Below are 15,471 nucleotides of genomic sequence, written 5' to 3'. Positions count from 1 at the left end.
ACGGCGCGCCACACGGCGCGATCCCGGGCACGGCCACCCTAAACGAGGAGACCATAATGAGCGATACCACAGTCACTGGGGCGGCCAGAACCGCTCCGCGCCTTCGGGGCACCCTTGCCGAATCCCGAATCTTCGGGCTCACGCCGCCCATCTTCGTGTTGTTTTTCGCGATCATGATCGCGGCGATGGCCACCGATGTCCTGCCGCGGAGCATGATCGGCGCATTCATCGTGATCATGCTGTTCGGCGAACTGTTCGGCCACATCGGCGACCGGCTGCCCATCGTACGCAGCTATCTCGGCGGCGGTGCGATTCTGGCGATATTCTCGGCTGCCGCGCTGGTGTATTTGCACTGGCTGCCCGCGGATGTGGCGGACAACGTCACCACGTTCATGAAAAGCGGCGGCTTTCTCAATTTCTACATCGCCGCGTTGATCACCGGCAGCATTCTCGGCATGGACTCGCATATTCTGGTCAAGGTGGGCGTACGTTTCGCCCTGCCCCTGATCAGCGCCGTGCTCTTCGCCGCGCTGTTCGCCGTGATCGCGGGCTGGTGCCTGGGCTTTTCGATGCAGGACGCCGTCGTCGTCATCACCCTGCCGATCATGGGCGGCGGCATGGGAGCCGGCGCGGTGCCCATGAGCCAGATCTACGAGCAGCTGCTGGGCCAACCGGCCAGCTACTACATATCGATTCTCGTACCGGCGCTGGCGCTCGGCAACGTCTTCGCGATCATCATCGCCGGCTTGCTCAACGGGCTCGGCAACCGCTTTCCCGGCCTCACCGGCAGCGGCCAGATGATGCCGGGCGTGCATATCAGCGCGGCCCAGAGCCAACCCAGCCTCGATAAACTGGGCGTCGGTCTGGTGGCAGCACTCAGCTTCTATGTCGCCGGCCAGATTCTGGGCCACTTCATCCCGCTGCACCCCTACGCCCTGATGATCATCCTGGTGGCGTCGGTCAAGGTCGGCGGACTCATGCCCGAGCCCATCAACGACGGGGCAGCCCAGTGGTTCCAGTTCGTCGCCCGCAACTGGACCTTCGCGCTGCTGTTCGGCATCGGCATCGCCTATACCGATCTCGGCCAGGTCATCGACGCCATCTCGATCACCTACGTCCTGATCGTATTCGCCGTGGTCGCCGGGGCTGCGGTGGGCGCCGGTCTGGTCGGACGATTGATGGGTTTCTACCCGATCGAGTCGGCCATCACCGCCGGACTGTGCATGGCCAACATGGGTGGCACCGGCGACGTCGCCGTACTCTCGGCCGCCAACCGCATGCAGCTGATGCCGTTCGCACAGATTTCGTCGCGCCTCGGCGGCGCATTGATCCTGCTGCTCACCAGCCTGATCGTACCGCTGCTGTTCGGCGGGCGGTAGGCGCATCCGGCGCCCATGCCAGGAGGGCTTACCGTTGCGACCGGCTTGGATCATGAACGCCGCCGGTCAAGGTCCGCCGTGTCTGCACGCGCCAGACGCCCAGTGCCACCCCGCCCGTTGCCAGGCCCCAGAACGGCGCACCGATCCCGGCGATATGGATACCGGAGGCGGTGACCAGGAAGGTCAGCGTCGCCGCGTCGCGGTCACGCGCCTCCTGCATCGCCGCCGCCAGCGAACCGGCCATGGCCGGCAACAGCGCGAGCCCCGCCAGAATCGCGACCAACGATGCCGGTAACGCCTGAAGTCCGGTGGCGATGGAGCCGCCGAACACGCCGGCCAGTGCATATGCCAGCCCCGCGGCCGCCGTCGCCAGATAGCGTCGCGCCGGGTCTTCATGTGCGTCGTCGGTCAAACAGATTCCGGCGGTGATCGCGGCCAGGCAGAGCACGAACCCGCCCACCGGCGCCAGCAGCAGCGTCATCGCGCCAGTGACGACCAGAATCACCGAGACGGGCGGCCGGTAACCGGCATTTTCGAGCATCGCCACGCCCGGCGCGTTCTGCGATGCCATGGTGACCACAAACAGCGGCACACCGATACCGAGCCACGCCGACAGCGAAAACACCGGGGCCACGACGGTGGGTGTCGCGATCACACCGTGAAACCCGGCGATCGCAAGATGGCCATCGAGAAAAGCCGCCGTGACACCCGCCACCAGCATCGCCAACACCGCATAGCGCGGCGCCACACGCCGGCCCAGCAGCCAGGTGGAAAGCGCGGCCGCCATGATCCAGCCATCGTTGCTGCCGGTGTTGAACGCGCCGAGCCCGAATTCCAGCAACACACCGGCCAGCATCGCGGAGGCCAGTGAACGCGGCACGCGTGCCATCAGCCGCGCGAACACACCGGTCACGCCGCATATGAGCGTCAGCGCCCCGCAGAACATGAACGCTGCGACCGCTTCGCCGAGCGAATGGCCGTGCAACCCGACCACCAGCAACGCCGCGCCGGGCGTCGACCAGGCCGTGAGAATCGGCTGGCGATACCACAGCGACAGCCCAAGCGTGCTCGCCGCCATGCTCCAGCCCAGCACCGTCATCCAGCTGCCGACGACCGCCGCGGAGGCGCCGGCGGCTTCGAATGCCTGCACCACGATGATCGCCGCGCCGGTATAGCCGACCAGTACGGCCACAACGCCAGCGGTCGCCGGTGGCAGAAACCCGGATATGGAGAAACCCTTGTTCATGTTCGATCATCGCGGCCGGATTTTTCGTGCGTTATAACGCACAATTGCATATCGAATCCAGCACGAATCGCACTTAGTATGATGCGGCGAGATCCCGAGATGTCCGTGCCATGACCGCTCCCCCACCCATCGCGCCATCGATCAGCAGCCGCCTTCGAGAATTACGCTGCCGTTCCGGCCTCAGCCTCGACGGCGTCGCCGCGCGCACCGGTATCAGCAAGGCCATGCTCGGTCAGATCGAACGCGCGGAATCCAGCCCGACGATCGCCACGCTCTGGAAGATCGCCACCGGCCTCGACGTGTCGTTATCCTTCTTTCTGTCCAGCACTCCCGATGCCGGCACCGAACGGCACCATCGGCCGAGCCCGGATGGCTGGCATGAAGACAGCGCCGGCATGCGCACCCGAGCGCTGCTGCCCTACGACGCGGCACTCGGCTTCGAGATGTTCGAGGTCGAGTTCGCGGTCGGGGCGTCCAGCGTTTCCAGTCCGCACACGGCCGGCACCATCGAGGATGTCGTCATGCTGGACGGCGAATTGGAAGTGGAAGTCGACGGCGGGACACATGTGCTCCGCCCCGGCGACGTGCTGCAATTCGCGGCCGACCGGCCGCATCTTTACTACAATCCCGGAACCGGCCCGGCGCGGGCGCACGACCTGATTCATTATCCGCGCTGATATACGGCGCCGCGCTGCCTCTGAACAAGGCGCATTCGCGCTTCTTCAGCGAGCCACGCCCAATACTCGGCAATAAAGTCCACCCATGATCGAGCCACCATGGGCCAGCGTGGCGCGTAGCACTCGAGCCATATCGACAACCAACGCGCCGCCCGCAGCCGCACGGCTCTGTACGATCCGGCTTAGGGATGCCTCCTTTAAGCTGCCGCGACCGATACCCGCAAGCCGAGAACCGCCGCAACACGCGCGATCGTATCGAGCGATGGATTGCCATCGCTCGACAGTGCTTTGTAAAGGCTTTGCCGGCCCAGCCCGGCTTTCTCGGCCACATCGCTCATGCCCTTGGCCCGCGCGATTGCGCCGAGCGCTTCGGCCATCGCCGCCGCATCGCCCGCGCTGGCTTCAATGGCGGCATTCAGGTAGGCCGCCATCATCTCCGGGCTGTCCAGGTAATCTGCCGGATCGTAGTTCGTCAGTTCAATGCCCACGTCTGCCTCCGCGCTGACGAGGAAAAAGGCGGCGAAGCTCAAAAACTCTGAGCCGGCAACCGCGCGCGTTCGACGTCCTTCGTCTGCGTCGACTTGTCGCCGCCGCAGAGCATAATGATCAGCGTATCGCCGCGCTGTGTGTAGTAAACCCGATAGTCCGGCCCGACGGTCAGCCGAAGTTCGCTGACGCCACCCGGCAACACCTTGTGGTCGCCCGGTTGCCGGCTTTCAGCCGGTCAAGCCGCCGCAGAATCCGAGCCCGTGCCTCAACATCCTTGAGCTTGCGAGGCCACCTGGCGGATTAGGTGGTCTGCTTGATCTCCATCGAGGCATTGCCTTCCACCGAAGACAGAGAGGCACCTGTTTACGATACGGTCAAATCAGACCACTCAGGCCAATGCCAGATCAGGGACTTACGGCCGACAAGCTGCGAGGGGTTTTCGATACAGGCGTATCGGAAAGAACCGGGACGGTCTGCGATACAGAGTGACCAGACTGACCCCACCGGGCTACCCCCGCGCTTTTGATGCGACGACCAGCACGGCACGCGGCCCCGGCACGGGGGAAAAACGCGCGGGACTCCTATAATCAAAATACGCGCTTGGAAATGCGCTATATACATTTCGCCTTCTTCACTCACTTGGCCCATTGCGGCAACGGCCGTCGCCAGCGTGTAACCTCGGGGCGTACGCCAAGAAAGATGAGGAGACCGCTGAATGGCGGACGACCTAGACCCGAACGCTTTTGACCATTTGGCTTCGGGCATACGCTTGGCTGGGGCGTTGATTCCGGCTGCTGGCCCCGTGCTGGCCGAGCTACTGACAGAAGTCATTCCGAGCCAGCGAAAGGACCGATTGGTCGAATATATGCGCCGTTTAGACTACCGCCTTCAGGTTGTCGAGGCGGAGATGGCCGGCGCTTGTGACGTCTTTGAACGCAACGCGCGCAGCGAGTATGGCACCGCCATCATCGAAGACAGTATGATTCAGTCGGCCCGGACGGTGGAGCCAGAAAGCCGCGAGCGAATAGCGGCGCTGGTCGTGCGGTCGCTGACCGAAGAGGAATTGCAGTACGAGCGGACGCGGAAACTGCTGAATCTCTACATCGACTTGACGTACTCCGAAGTTATACACCTGCTTTACGCAGCATTATTCTCAACAGCAGCAGGTCGCACGAAAGATGATTTCTATAGTGCGCATGAGGCAGTCTTACGGCCCGAATTCCCCGCGCAAGACCCAGCCTCTGTTGACCTAGAGAGGGCCTCATTCGTGTCGAGCTATGAGAACCAGCTCATCCGTCTAGGGTTGGTTTCGGAAATAAGCGACGAAGGCAGAGACCGCCTTCAACCAACCGGCATCGGCGCTGCTTTGGCTAGATTGATAGTGCTTGAATCCGACTATCGACCTGTTACAGGCCAGGATTAGGACGGCGTCGCTTCACCCAACTCCAGAGCGCGATAGACACAGTCGTAAGCGTCGTTTTGCGACGTCCCATGGCTCCCCCTCATGTTGTCGGGGCCGCACGATGGCTTAACCGGAGGGCATTGCGCAAGAGCGCAGCTAGCGGCCGATGGGCTCGACCGAGGGTACGTGGCGTGGGTGCAAATGTGGGTGCAAGAGGCTACACCCCACAAAGATAAACCCCTGAATCCATTGCGGAAACAGGGGCTCACTTTTTATGGCTGGGGATGAGGGATTGCTCGCGGCTCCGCCGCTCGGCCCTTCGGGCCTGTTAATGGCCATCTAAACTGACCCAGTGCTGGCCAACGCTTTTGACCCACCCTTCGGGGTGGCAGCGATGCCACCGTCCACCTACCGTTCGGGCAAACGAGACGCCGGAGCGGACTGATCAAGGACTGGGTTATGATTCATAAAATCAAGGCGCTATACGACGGCGGGCAAGGGCTGTCGATCCGGGCCATCGGCCAGGAGCTGGGCGTGTCGCGCAACACCGTGCGCAAATATCTCCGCGCCGACGAGGCCACGATCGAGGCGGCACAGTCGGACCGAGGCCGTCACAAGAAGCTCGATGCGCACCGGCCCTACATCGCCTGGCTGTTGCGGACCTATCCGCGGCTGAGCAGCGTCAAGATCGCCCGCAAGCTACGAGACAAGGTGGGCGAGCTGGACGTCTCCGATCGCAGTCTGCGGCGCTATGTCGGGCAGATGAAGACGACCCTCAACACCGTGCAGACGCGCTACTACGCGCCGGTGCTGGACACGGTGCCCGGCGTGCAGTGCCAGGTCGATCCCGGCGAGCTGCGCCAGGTGATGATCGGCGGCCAGCCGCGGCCTGTGTACTTCGTCGTGTTCGTGCTGTCCTACTCCCGCCTGGCTTACGTCGGCGTGCGCTTCCAGCCGCTGGACACGGCCGACTTCATCGCCTTGCACGACGAAGCGTTCCGTTATTTCGGCGGTTGCCCGGCAGAATGCGTGTACGACCAGACCAAGCTGGTCGTACTCCACGAGCAGTTCCGGGAACTCGACGTGAACCCGGCGTTTCACGCCTATGCCACGACGGCGGGTTTTCGCATCGAGGCCTGTCGGGGCTATGACCCGGAAAGCAAGGGCAAGGTCGAGGCCGGAGTGAAGTACGTCAAGCAGGATGCCCTGTATGGCGATACCTTCGCCGACGAAGCCGACCTGCGCGGCCATCTGCAACAGTGGCTCGATACCGTCGCCAACGTGCGCCTTCATGGCACCACGGGCCAGCCGCCCCGGGCCCGGTTCGAAGCCGAGGAGCAGGCGCACTTGCGCCCCTATCTGACGCCGGCTTGCGTCGGGCGCGATGCTGCAGGGCCGGCCCACCGCCAGGTCGACAAGACGGGCCTGATCTCGTGGTGCGCCAACAAGTACTCGGTGCCCATGGCCTACCAACGCGGGCGGGTCGGCGTGACCGAAGCCGGCGCCGACCTGCAGATCGTCGATCTCGACAGCGGCGACGTCGTGGCCACCCATGCCGTGTGCCACGGCAAGGGCCGCGTCCAGCGCAACACCGATCATTACCGCGATCACGCCGCGCAGACCGCCGATCTCGAGGCCCGGATCCGCGCGCGCCTCGGCGCCGACCTGGGTCAACGCCTGTGTGACCGCCTGCGGGCGACCATGCCGCGGCACACCCGGGATCAACTGGCCGGCGCGGCGCGCCTGCTCGAGGCCGCGCCCGATCTGGATCTCAGTCAACTCGAGACGTGGGTCGAACGCGACGGCTTGACCGCCGGCCGGCTCAAGCAACGCCTGGACGCCGCGCGTTGCGCCGAACAACGCGGCCGAGATCCCGGGGCGAACGCGCCGGCCGCCGTTCACGCCGCGCCCCTGGATCTGACCGCCTACGCCCGACTGGGCCACCCCAGCGGCCAGCCGGAGGTGACCCATGGGAACGCTTGAGCTCACCACCGGGCGTTACCGCAGCCTGCGTCTGGGCGCCATCGCCGACGATCTGACCGACTTGCTCCGCCAGGCCGAGGCCAACGAGGTCTCGTACCTTATGTTCGCCGACATGCTGGCCGAGCACGAGCGTGCAAGCCGCGAGGCCCGGCGCATCGAGCTTAACCGACGCCAGGCGCGGTTCCCGGCCGATAAACGGCTGGAGGCGTTCGATTACCGCCATCAGACCACGATCACCAAGCGCCAGGTCAAGGCCTTGCTCGACTTCGCCTTCCTCGATAACCGCGAGAATCTGGTGTTCATCGGCCCGCCGGGCGTGGGCAAGACGCACCTGGCCATCGGCATCGGCCAGCACGCGGTCGAGGCGGGCTACAAGGTGCGCTTCAAGAACGCGTTGGATCTGGTCGAGGAACTGGAGCTGGCCGAGATGAAAGGCGAACTGAAGAAAAAGCTGACGCAACTGGCCAAGGTCGATGCCCTGGTGATCGACGAGCTCGGCTATCTGCCCATGAGCAGGGCGGCGCGCTATGCGCTGTTTCAGCTGATCAACCGGTTCTACGAGTACCGCTCGCTGATCGTGACCACCAACAAGGACTTCACCCAATGGGGCGAGTTCTTCCACGACGACAATGTGGCGGTGCCGATCATCGACCGGATCATCCATCACTCGCATCTCTACATGCTCGGAGGCGAGAGCTATCGGCTGAAGCAGAAAACGCTCAGCTGACCTTCACGGGTGGGTCATTTTTGTTGGCCAAAAGTGGGTCAGTTCTGTTGGCCATTGACAGGGCCCAGTCGAGCAAGCTCGACTGTCCTCGCGCGCTGCGCGCGCTCGTCGAACCTGGGGCTTCTTATCAGGTCCGCTACGCCAGCCAAAAAAAAAGCCCGCGCGAGGCGGGCTTTTGTTTGGCTGGGGAAGAGGGATTCGAACCCCCACTGACGGAGTCAGAGTCCGTAGTCCTACCATTAGACGATTCCCCAAAACCTTTGGATCGATGGACGGATAGGACCAGATCCGTCCATCGACAAGTCGCTAGCGCTTGGAGTACTGCGGCGACTTGCGGGCCTTGTGCAGGCCGATCTTCTTACGCTCGACCTTGCGGGCGTCGCGGGTCAGGTAGCCGGCGGCGCGCAGCGCGGGGCGCATGCCTTCGTCGTAGTCGACCAGGGCGCGCGCCAGACCGTGGCGGATCGCGCCGGCCTGACCGTTCGGGCCGCCGCCGTTGACGGTGACGGTGATGTCGAAGCGATCGGTCGACTCGGTGGCTTCCAGCGCCTGGCGCACGATCATGCGCGAGGTCGGACGACCGAAGTACTGGTCCAGCGTCTTCTTGTTGACCGTGATCTGCCCGGAGCCCGGCTTGATGAACACGCGGGCGGAAGCGGTCTTGCGGCGGCCAGTGCCGTACGACTGTTCGGTTGCCATGCTTTAAATCTCCAGCGTCTGCGGCTGCTGTGCGGTGTGCGGGTGGTCGGCGCTCGGATAGACACGCAGCTTGCGGAACATCTGGCGGCCGAGCGGACCCTTCGGCAGCATGCCCTTGACGGCGTGCTCGATGACCCGCTCGGGATGGCTGGCCATCTGCTTGCCGAGCGTGATTTCCTTCAGGTTGCCGACATACCCGGTGAACCGGTAGTACTTCTTCTGCTCGGCCTTCTTGCCCGTCGTCTTCACATTCGAGGCGTTGATCACCACGATGTGGTCGCCGACATCCATATGCGGCGTATATTCGGGCTTGTGCTTGCCGCGCAGGCGAAAAGCGATCTCGGAGGCCAGTCGACCGAGCGTCTTGTCGGTCGCGTCCACGACGTACCAGTCGCCGGGCACCTCATCTTTCTTCGCGGAAAACGTCTTCATTGCAACTCTTATACCGTAGGAGGTCGCAAGCCGTAGCGGGAGACCAGCGACCCGGGCTGCGAAAGCGCGCAATTCTATATCCGTCTCGGGGTTTTTGCAATGCCCTTTGACGCGGAACTGGAATCGCCGCCGTTGGCTTCAGTCCAGCGCGCGGACGATCTGATCGACCGACTGGCGCTGGGACCTGGGGCGCCGCTGGGCGTAACCATACCAGATCAGCCCGACACAGTATTCCCCCGATTGCGCGCCAAGCAGTTCGAGAAATTCGGGTTCACGCGTGACCGCCCCGCTCGCCCACTTGGTGCCGACGCCCGCACTGTGCAGGTAGAGCATGAGATTCTCGACCGCGCAGGCACAGGCGGCGTAGTCCTCGCGCGCGGTGATCGGGTCGTCACTGGGACAACAGTTGACCGCCAGCCAGCCGGGCATGCTCTGCCATCGCTCGCGTTTGGCTTCGGCCACGTCGGGACCGCGGCTGGCCGCCAGCAGACGGCTATTGAGCTCGATGATACCGGCCTTGGTGCGCTCGCCGATGAGATAAAAGCGCCAGGGTTCGGTGCGGTGATGATTCGGCGCCCAGCGTGCCAGCTCGATCGCCTCGTAAATCAGTGCGGCCTCGGGCACCTGGCCCGGCTTGAAACGGTCGATCGTGCGCCGGCCGCGGATAAGCGCGGCGGCATCCGCCGGCGAAACCGGGCTGTCTGTCAGTGTGGCGCGATCTGTCATGGCCTCAGTTACCCTTGGCACGGCTTGAGCCAAGCTTGTCGTTGGCCTGGGCGATGCGCTCGAGGATGCGGTTCGCGAGATTCTTCTGCATTTCGTTCAGCAATTGGCGGCGCTCGCCCTCGGACGACAGCCGCTGGGTGTCCGACACGCTGTAGTCGCGCGTGGCCGATAGCGTTTCGCCCGACAGCTGCTTGGCGCCATGGACGCTGTAATTGAAGACCACCCGGGTCGTGAGCGCGTACTCCGCCGCATAGCCGTCTACCGGGCTCACCGCGACGATACGCTGGCTGCTGCCGACGCTCACAATGTCGAGCTGAGCCGGGGCATCGGCATCGCCGAGCAGATGCTGACGGCGCAAACGCTGTTTGAGCGCGGTCACGACCGGCGGATCCCCCACCTGATAGGCATTGCTGTACGACACGTGCATCGACGAAATGCCTTTGGGCAACGGCGAGGCGCCCTGCATGTGGAACCCGCAGCCCGCAAGCGAAAGCAGCGCCAGCATGACGCTCGCCCGGGCGGCGCGAGCGCGAATGGTGGCGGATAAGCAAACATGACCCATTATTCGTGCTCTCTGCTTGGGCGATCCATCGCGGCTCAGACCACCAGATTGACCAGTTTGCCGGGCACGACGATGGTTTTCTTCAGGTCCCTGCCCTCGATATGACGCACCACATTGGGCTCGGCCAGCGCGGTCTCGGCCACTGTATCGCGATCGGCATCGGCCGGCACATCGATACGGGCGCGGACCTTGCCGTTGACCTGGACCACGAGCGTGAGCGTGTCGCGCACCAGCGCGGCCTCGTCGGCGACCGGCCAGGCCGCATCCAGCAGCAGCCCGTCACGGCCGAGCGCGCGCCAGAGCACATCGCATACGTGCGGGGTGATGGGCGCGAGCATGCGCACGATCGCTTCCAGGGCTTCCTGGCGCACGGCCTGCAGCTCGGGCGCCGGCGCGTCATCGACCCGGCCCAGCGCGTTGGCCAGTTCCATGATCGCGGCGATCGCCGTATTGAAGGTGTAGCGCCGGCCGACGTCGTCGCCGACCTTGGCAATGGTCTCGTGCAGTTTGCGACGCAGTTCGCCGGCCTCATCCGTCGCCGCGGTGGCCGGCGCCACCACGCCGGCCTCGACATGCGTGGCTACCAGCCGCCACAGTCGGTGCAGGAAGCGATGCGCGCCTTCCACCCCGGCATCCGACCATTCCAGCGACTGATCCGGCGGGGCCGCGAACATGGAAAACAAACGCACGGTATCGGCGCCGTAGGTTTCGATCAACGCTTGGGGGTCGACCGTATTGCCCTTGGATTTGGACATCTTGGCGCCGTCTTTCAGCACCATGCCCTGGGTGAGCAGCGCCTTGAACGGCTCGTCGGCCTGGGCCAGCCCGACGTCGCGCATCAGCTTCTGGAAGAAACGCGCGTACAGCAGATGCAGGATCGCGTGCTCGATGCCGCCGATGTATTGATCGACCGGCATCCAGTAATGCGCGCGGTCGTCGATCATCGCATCGGCGTCCGGGCAGGTGAAGCGGGCGAAATACCAGGACGATTCCATGAAAGTGTCGAAGGTATCGGTCTCGCGCCTGGCATCCTTGCCGCATTTAGGACACGTGGTGTTCACGAATTCCGGCATGTTCGGCAGCGGTGAACCGGCGCCTTCGGGCGTGACATCCTCGGGCAGCACCACCGGCAGATCCGCTTCCGGCACCGGCACCGCGCCGCAGTCGCCGCAATGGATGATCGGGATCGGCGCGCCCCAGTAACGCTGGCGCGACAGGCCCCAGTCGCGCAGCCGGTACTGGGTCTTGCGGCGCGCCGCGCCGCGGGCTTCCAGCCGGTCGGCGATGTCGTTGAAGGCGGCGTCGAAATCCTTGCCGTCGTCTTCGCCCGAATTGACCAACGGCCCCTTCTCGACAAAGGCGGCCGTGCTGACGTCCCCCGGCGCGCCGGACGCGTCGGCGATCACGGACACGATCGGCAGGTCGTAGGCCCGGGCGAATTCCCAGTCGCGTTGGTCGTGGGCCGGCACGCTCATGACCGCGCCGGTGCCGTACCCCATCAGCACGAAATTGGCGGCGAAGATCGGCAGTTTCTCGCCGGACAACGGATGAACCGCCTCGACCGGCAGCCGATAGCCTTTCTTGTCGCGTGTTTCCAGCCCGGCCTCGGCGGTACCGCCGGCCCGGCATTCCTCGACGAAGGCCGCCAGTTCGGCGTCCGTATCGGCGGCGGCCGCGACCAGCGGGTGGTCGGCGGCGAGCGCCATGTAGGTCGCGCCGTGCAGCGTATCGGGGCGCGTGGTGTAAACGGTCAGCGGTTCGTCCTGGCCGGCAACCGAGAAATCGATCTCCAGGCCGGTCGAGCGGCCAATCCAGTTGGCCTGCATGGTCTTGACCGCGTCCGGCCAGCCGTCGAGCTTGTCCAGGTCGTCCAGCAGTTCGTCGGCATAATCGGTAATGCGCGCGAACCACTGCGGGATCGCGCGCTGCTCGACGATCGCGCCCGAGCGCCAGCCGCGCCCGTCCACCACCTGCTCGTTGGCGAGCACGGTCTGGTCGACCGGGTCCCAGTTGACCACCGATTCGCGGCGATAGACCAGGCCCTGCTCGAACAGCTTAGTGAACAGCCACTGCTCCCAGCGATAATAGGAGGGATCGCAGGTGGCGATCTCGCGCGACCAGTCGTAGGCAAAACCCAGTTGCTTCAACTGATCGCGCATGGCGGCGATGTTGTCGCGCGTCCATTTCGCCGGCGGCACGCCGTTCTTGATCGCCGCGTTCTCCGCCGGCAGCCCGAAGGCATCCCAACCCATCGGCTGCAGCACATTCTTCCCGCACATGCGGTGATAACGCGCGATCACGTCGCCGATGGTGTAATTGCGCACGTGTCCCATATGCAGCTTGCCGCTGGGATAGGGGAACATCGACAGGCAATAGAACTTCTCGCGGTCGTCGCGGGCCACGCGAAAAGCGTCGGCTTCGTCCCAGCGGTGCTGGACGTCGGCCTCGATGTCGGCGAAACGGTAGCTGCGGTCCATCGGTCCTACGTGAGTCAGTTGCAGAGCAGCGCAAGTGTAATGTCTTGGCCGGCAGCTGTCCGCCCCGCCCGCGTTGCCCGCCTGTTTTTCAGACTCTTTCGCGCAGCGCGCGGCGTCTTTCCGCCGGCCGTCGGCGACGTGATGCCTGCCAGCGCAGACCGGCGCTGGCCAGCAAGGCGAGCAACACGACGCCCGCACTCGCCCACCACAACGGGCGGTTGCCATGGACCACATAGGGCGTGGCGCCTGTGCGCGGCGCAAGCTCGCCGATCAAACGGGCGCCCTGATCGACCGGCGCCGCGTGTAGCACCCGACCGTCGAAGCCGATGATCGCGCTGATGCCGGTGTTGGCGGCACGCACCAGCGGCCGGCCCGTCTCCAGGGCGCGCATGCGGGCGATTTCCAGATGCTGCACGAGTGCCGTGGTCCCGGCGAACCGGCTGTCGTTGGTCGCGTTGACCAGCAGCCCGGCACCCGGCAGTTCACGGCGGATATCGCGCCCGAACACGTCCTCGAAGGAGATCGAGACTCCGAGCGTGATGCCGTGGGCCCGGATCGGCGGCTGGTCGGGCGCCCCGGCAACCGTGCGTCCGCCCGGCCCCGTCGCCCACCGGGCAAGCCAAGAAGGGCCCGGCATCGTTTCCGCGAATGGCACCCGGCGACGCTTGTCGTAGCGTCCCTGACCGACGCCGAGCGCCAGCACGCTGTTGTACCGACCCCGACCATGATCCGCGGGCCAGAACAGCCCCGCCAGCACCGTCTGACCGCGTTTTGTCGCGCCCGCATTCAACTGCGACAGATAGCCGTCGATTTGCGCCGCCGAGGCCGGGATCGCCACCTCCGGCCAGACCACCAGGTCCGCGTTCGTGCGCCGTGTCATGGCGCGATAGCGGCGCAGCGCGGGCCCGAGCGTGACCGCGCGCCATTGGCCGGCCCGGGCGATGTTGCCCTGGATCACCGCCACACGCAGTGTCTTGTGCAGCGGCCGGGTCCAGTGGGCCGGCGACGGCACGGACCACACCACCAGCGGCAGGATCGCGATCAGCACGAGCGCCACCAGGCGCGCGAACAGTGTGCCGGTATACAACAGCCAGAGCACACCGGCGGCGATCATCAAGGCAGCGCTCAGCCCGTGGACGCCGACCATCGGCGCGAGACCATTGAGCGGCGCCGCAATGGTGATATAACCCAGCGACAGCCAGGGGAAACCGGAAAACAGCCAGCCGCGCAGCAGTTCGGCGAAGCACCACGCGCCCGGGACCGCCGCCAGCGCCCAGAGCGTCGGCGCCAGCCGATGGGTGGCGCCGGCAACGGCCCCCACCAGCGCCGGGAAACAGGCCAGATAAGCCACCAGACACGCAACGCTCAGCCCGGCGAGCGCCGCGCCGGTATGCCCATGCACCGCGACATACACCCAGTAGATACCGGTGCCGAAATGCGCCGCGCCGAACACAAAGCCACGCCAGGCCGCCCGGCCCGGCCCGACCGGGCGCCACAGCGCAATCAGCCCGACCAGCGCCACGAGGGTGACGGGATACAGATTCCACGGCGCGAAGCCGAGCGTGGCCAGGCCGCCGAGTGCGGCCGGGATCAACAAATCGACGACGCAATGGAGGCCCAGGGTTGGCTGCTGTTTCACGGCGGGCCAGCGCGCACGCCACGCATACCCGGTCCGGGGCCCGCGCCACGCAAAACAGCGACCGCCGGCCGCGGCGGGCCCCGGTCAAGGCGGGTCACACCGAACGGCGCGGTCTTGTATGGAACGGCAACAGACATCATTGCCATGCCCGCCCCGGCCCGCCGCCTACTCGGGGGCCTCGGGCAACACCGTCATCTGGAACAGATGAATCCGGCGCGAATCGGCGCGCTGCACGTTGAACTGGAAACGGTCGATGATGGTGGTTTCACCGCGCTTGGGCATATGGCCGAACTCGTGCATGACCAGGCCGCCGAGGGTATCGAACTCGTCGTCCGAAAACGCGGTGCCGAAGTAGCGATTGAATTCGTCGATCGGCGTCAGCGCGTTGACCTGATATCGATTCTTCTCCTGGCGAAGAATGTTCGCGCCCTCGGTCTGGTCGTATTCGTCGTCGATCTCGCCGACAATCTGCTCGAGCGCATCCTCGATGGTGACCAGCCCGGCCACGCCACCGTATTCATCCACCACCACCGCCATGTGGTTGCGCGAAGCCTTGAATTCCTTGAGCAGCACATTCACCCGCTTGGCTTCGGGCACATAGACCGCCCGGCGCAGCACAGTGGTGAGATCGAAGGCTTTATCCGCGCCGTCCGACTCGGTCAGGCTCAGCATGTCCTTGGCCAGCAGAATACCCACGACCTCGTCGCGCGATTCGCCGATCACCGGAAACCGCGAATGGCCGGATTCGGTGGCCACCGACAGGATCTCGGCGGCGTCCGCATCCGAATCGATCACCACCATCTGGGAGCGCGGCACCATGATGTCGCGCACCTGGAGCTCGGAAACCTTGAGCACGCCCTGCATCATCCACAGGGCATCGACGTCGAGCAGCGCATTCTCCTGGGCTTCGCGCAGCACCTCGATCAGCTCATCGCGATCGCGTGGCGGGCCCGCCAGGCTCATGCCGATCTGGCGCAGCCAGCCCCGACTGGACTGATCGCTGTCGTCGTCGTCGCTCATGGTAAACGCGGCC

The 15,471-nt window shown here is 65.0% G+C and carries 14 protein-coding genes, 1 tRNA gene and 1 pseudogene; 5 read left to right on the top strand and 11 right to left on the bottom strand.

All coding sequences use genetic code 11. From position 1 onward, the window contains the following. Window positions 1-56: 56 nt before the first annotated feature. The gene (locus SALB1_RS11715) at window positions 57-1,379 is read left to right on the top strand and encodes a 2-hydroxycarboxylate transporter family protein (RefSeq protein WP_109994035.1); all 1,323 of its coding nucleotides are present in this window, start codon (window positions 57-59) and stop codon (window positions 1,377-1,379) included. A gap of 28 nt (window positions 1,380-1,407) precedes the next feature. On the opposite strand, the gene SALB1_RS11710 is transcribed toward SALB1_RS11715, so the two are convergent. Beyond that, window positions 1,408-2,625 carry a benzoate/H(+) symporter BenE family transporter gene (locus SALB1_RS11710; protein WP_109994034.1) on the bottom strand — a complete coding sequence of 406 codons (1,218 nt, stop codon included), beginning with the start codon at window positions 2,623-2,625 and terminating at the stop codon, window positions 1,408-1,410. A 110-nt stretch (window positions 2,626-2,735) separates the two neighbouring features. On the opposite strand from SALB1_RS11710, the gene SALB1_RS11705 reads away from it, so the two are divergent. Further along, window positions 2,736-3,302 (top strand): helix-turn-helix domain-containing protein, encoded by a 567-nt coding sequence (locus tag SALB1_RS11705; protein ID WP_109994033.1) that lies wholly within the window; start codon window positions 2,736-2,738, stop codon window positions 3,300-3,302. Window positions 3,303-3,499: 197 nt separating this feature from the next. Here SALB1_RS11705 and SALB1_RS11700 read toward each other — a convergent pair whose 3' ends face one another. Continuing rightward, window positions 3,500-3,832 (bottom strand): addiction module antidote protein, encoded by a 333-nt coding sequence (locus SALB1_RS11700; RefSeq protein ID WP_255414385.1) that lies wholly within the window; start codon window positions 3,830-3,832, stop codon window positions 3,500-3,502. Next, window positions 3,829-4,088: pseudogene (locus SALB1_RS19730) on the bottom strand (type II toxin-antitoxin system RelE/ParE family toxin); the annotation flags it as partial. The pseudogene SALB1_RS19730 and the gene SALB1_RS11700, both read right to left, overlap by 4 nt. Before the next feature lie 418 nt (window positions 4,089-4,506). Between SALB1_RS19730 and SALB1_RS11690 the strand changes: the two are divergent. The 3 genes from SALB1_RS11690 (at window position 4,507) to istB (ending at window position 7,903) form a co-directional block, all read left to right on the top strand. After that, entirely contained in the window at window positions 4,507-5,214 is a 708-nt protein-coding gene (locus SALB1_RS11690; protein WP_109994032.1) for a hypothetical protein, read from the top strand. Between the two features lie 438 nt (window positions 5,215-5,652). Beyond that, window positions 5,653-7,176 (top strand): IS21 family transposase, encoded by a 1,524-nt coding sequence (gene istA / locus SALB1_RS11685; protein WP_109992456.1) that lies wholly within the window; start codon window positions 5,653-5,655, stop codon window positions 7,174-7,176. Beyond that, window positions 7,163-7,903 (top strand): IS21-like element helper ATPase IstB, encoded by a 741-nt coding sequence (istB, locus tag SALB1_RS11680; RefSeq protein ID WP_109992457.1) that lies wholly within the window; start codon window positions 7,163-7,165, stop codon window positions 7,901-7,903. The genes istA and istB overlap by 14 nt, the downstream gene beginning before the upstream one ends. A gap of 180 nt (window positions 7,904-8,083) precedes the next feature. Here the strand turns inward: istB and SALB1_RS11675 are convergent. The 8 genes from SALB1_RS11675 to SALB1_RS11640 form a co-directional block, all read right to left on the bottom strand. Next, a tRNA-Gln gene (locus SALB1_RS11675) sits at window positions 8,084-8,157 on the bottom strand. 52 nt (window positions 8,158-8,209) lie between these two features. After that, entirely contained in the window at window positions 8,210-8,602 is a 393-nt protein-coding gene (rpsI, locus tag SALB1_RS11670; RefSeq protein WP_109994031.1) for a 30S ribosomal protein S9, read from the bottom strand. 3 nt (window positions 8,603-8,605) lie between these two features. Continuing rightward, the gene (gene rplM, locus SALB1_RS11665; RefSeq protein WP_109994030.1) at window positions 8,606-9,034 is read right to left on the bottom strand and encodes a 50S ribosomal protein L13; all 429 of its coding nucleotides are present in this window, start codon (window positions 9,032-9,034) and stop codon (window positions 8,606-8,608) included. Window positions 9,035-9,172: 138 nt separating this feature from the next. After that, window positions 9,173-9,760, bottom strand: a complete 588-nt coding sequence (locus SALB1_RS11660; protein ID WP_109994029.1) for a nitroreductase — start codon at window positions 9,758-9,760, stop codon at window positions 9,173-9,175. Between the two features lie 4 nt (window positions 9,761-9,764). After that, window positions 9,765-10,265, bottom strand: coding sequence for an LPS assembly lipoprotein LptE (lptE, locus tag SALB1_RS11655; RefSeq protein ID WP_158590721.1), 501 nt, complete (start codon window positions 10,263-10,265; stop codon window positions 9,765-9,767). A 92-nt stretch (window positions 10,266-10,357) separates the two neighbouring features. Then, entirely contained in the window at window positions 10,358-12,799 is a 2,442-nt protein-coding gene (gene leuS, locus SALB1_RS11650) for a leucine--tRNA ligase (RefSeq protein WP_109994027.1), read from the bottom strand. Window positions 12,800-12,887: 88 nt separating this feature from the next. Then, on the bottom strand, window positions 12,888-14,438 hold the full coding sequence (gene lnt / locus SALB1_RS11645; protein ID WP_109994026.1) for an apolipoprotein N-acyltransferase: 1,551 nt from the start codon (window positions 14,436-14,438) through the stop codon (window positions 12,888-12,890). A gap of 165 nt (window positions 14,439-14,603) precedes the next feature. Further along, entirely contained in the window at window positions 14,604-15,458 is an 855-nt protein-coding gene (locus tag SALB1_RS11640) for an HlyC/CorC family transporter (protein WP_109994025.1), read from the bottom strand. Window positions 15,459-15,471: the final 13 nt, after the last annotated feature.

Origin of the sequence: Salinisphaera sp. LB1 (assembly GCF_003177035.1) — a bacterium.
Lineage (GTDB): Bacteria > Pseudomonadota > Gammaproteobacteria > Nevskiales > Salinisphaeraceae > Salinisphaera.
The sequence above is the reverse complement of the archived record's forward strand: the minus strand, read 5'-3'. Positions and strand labels throughout refer to the sequence as shown.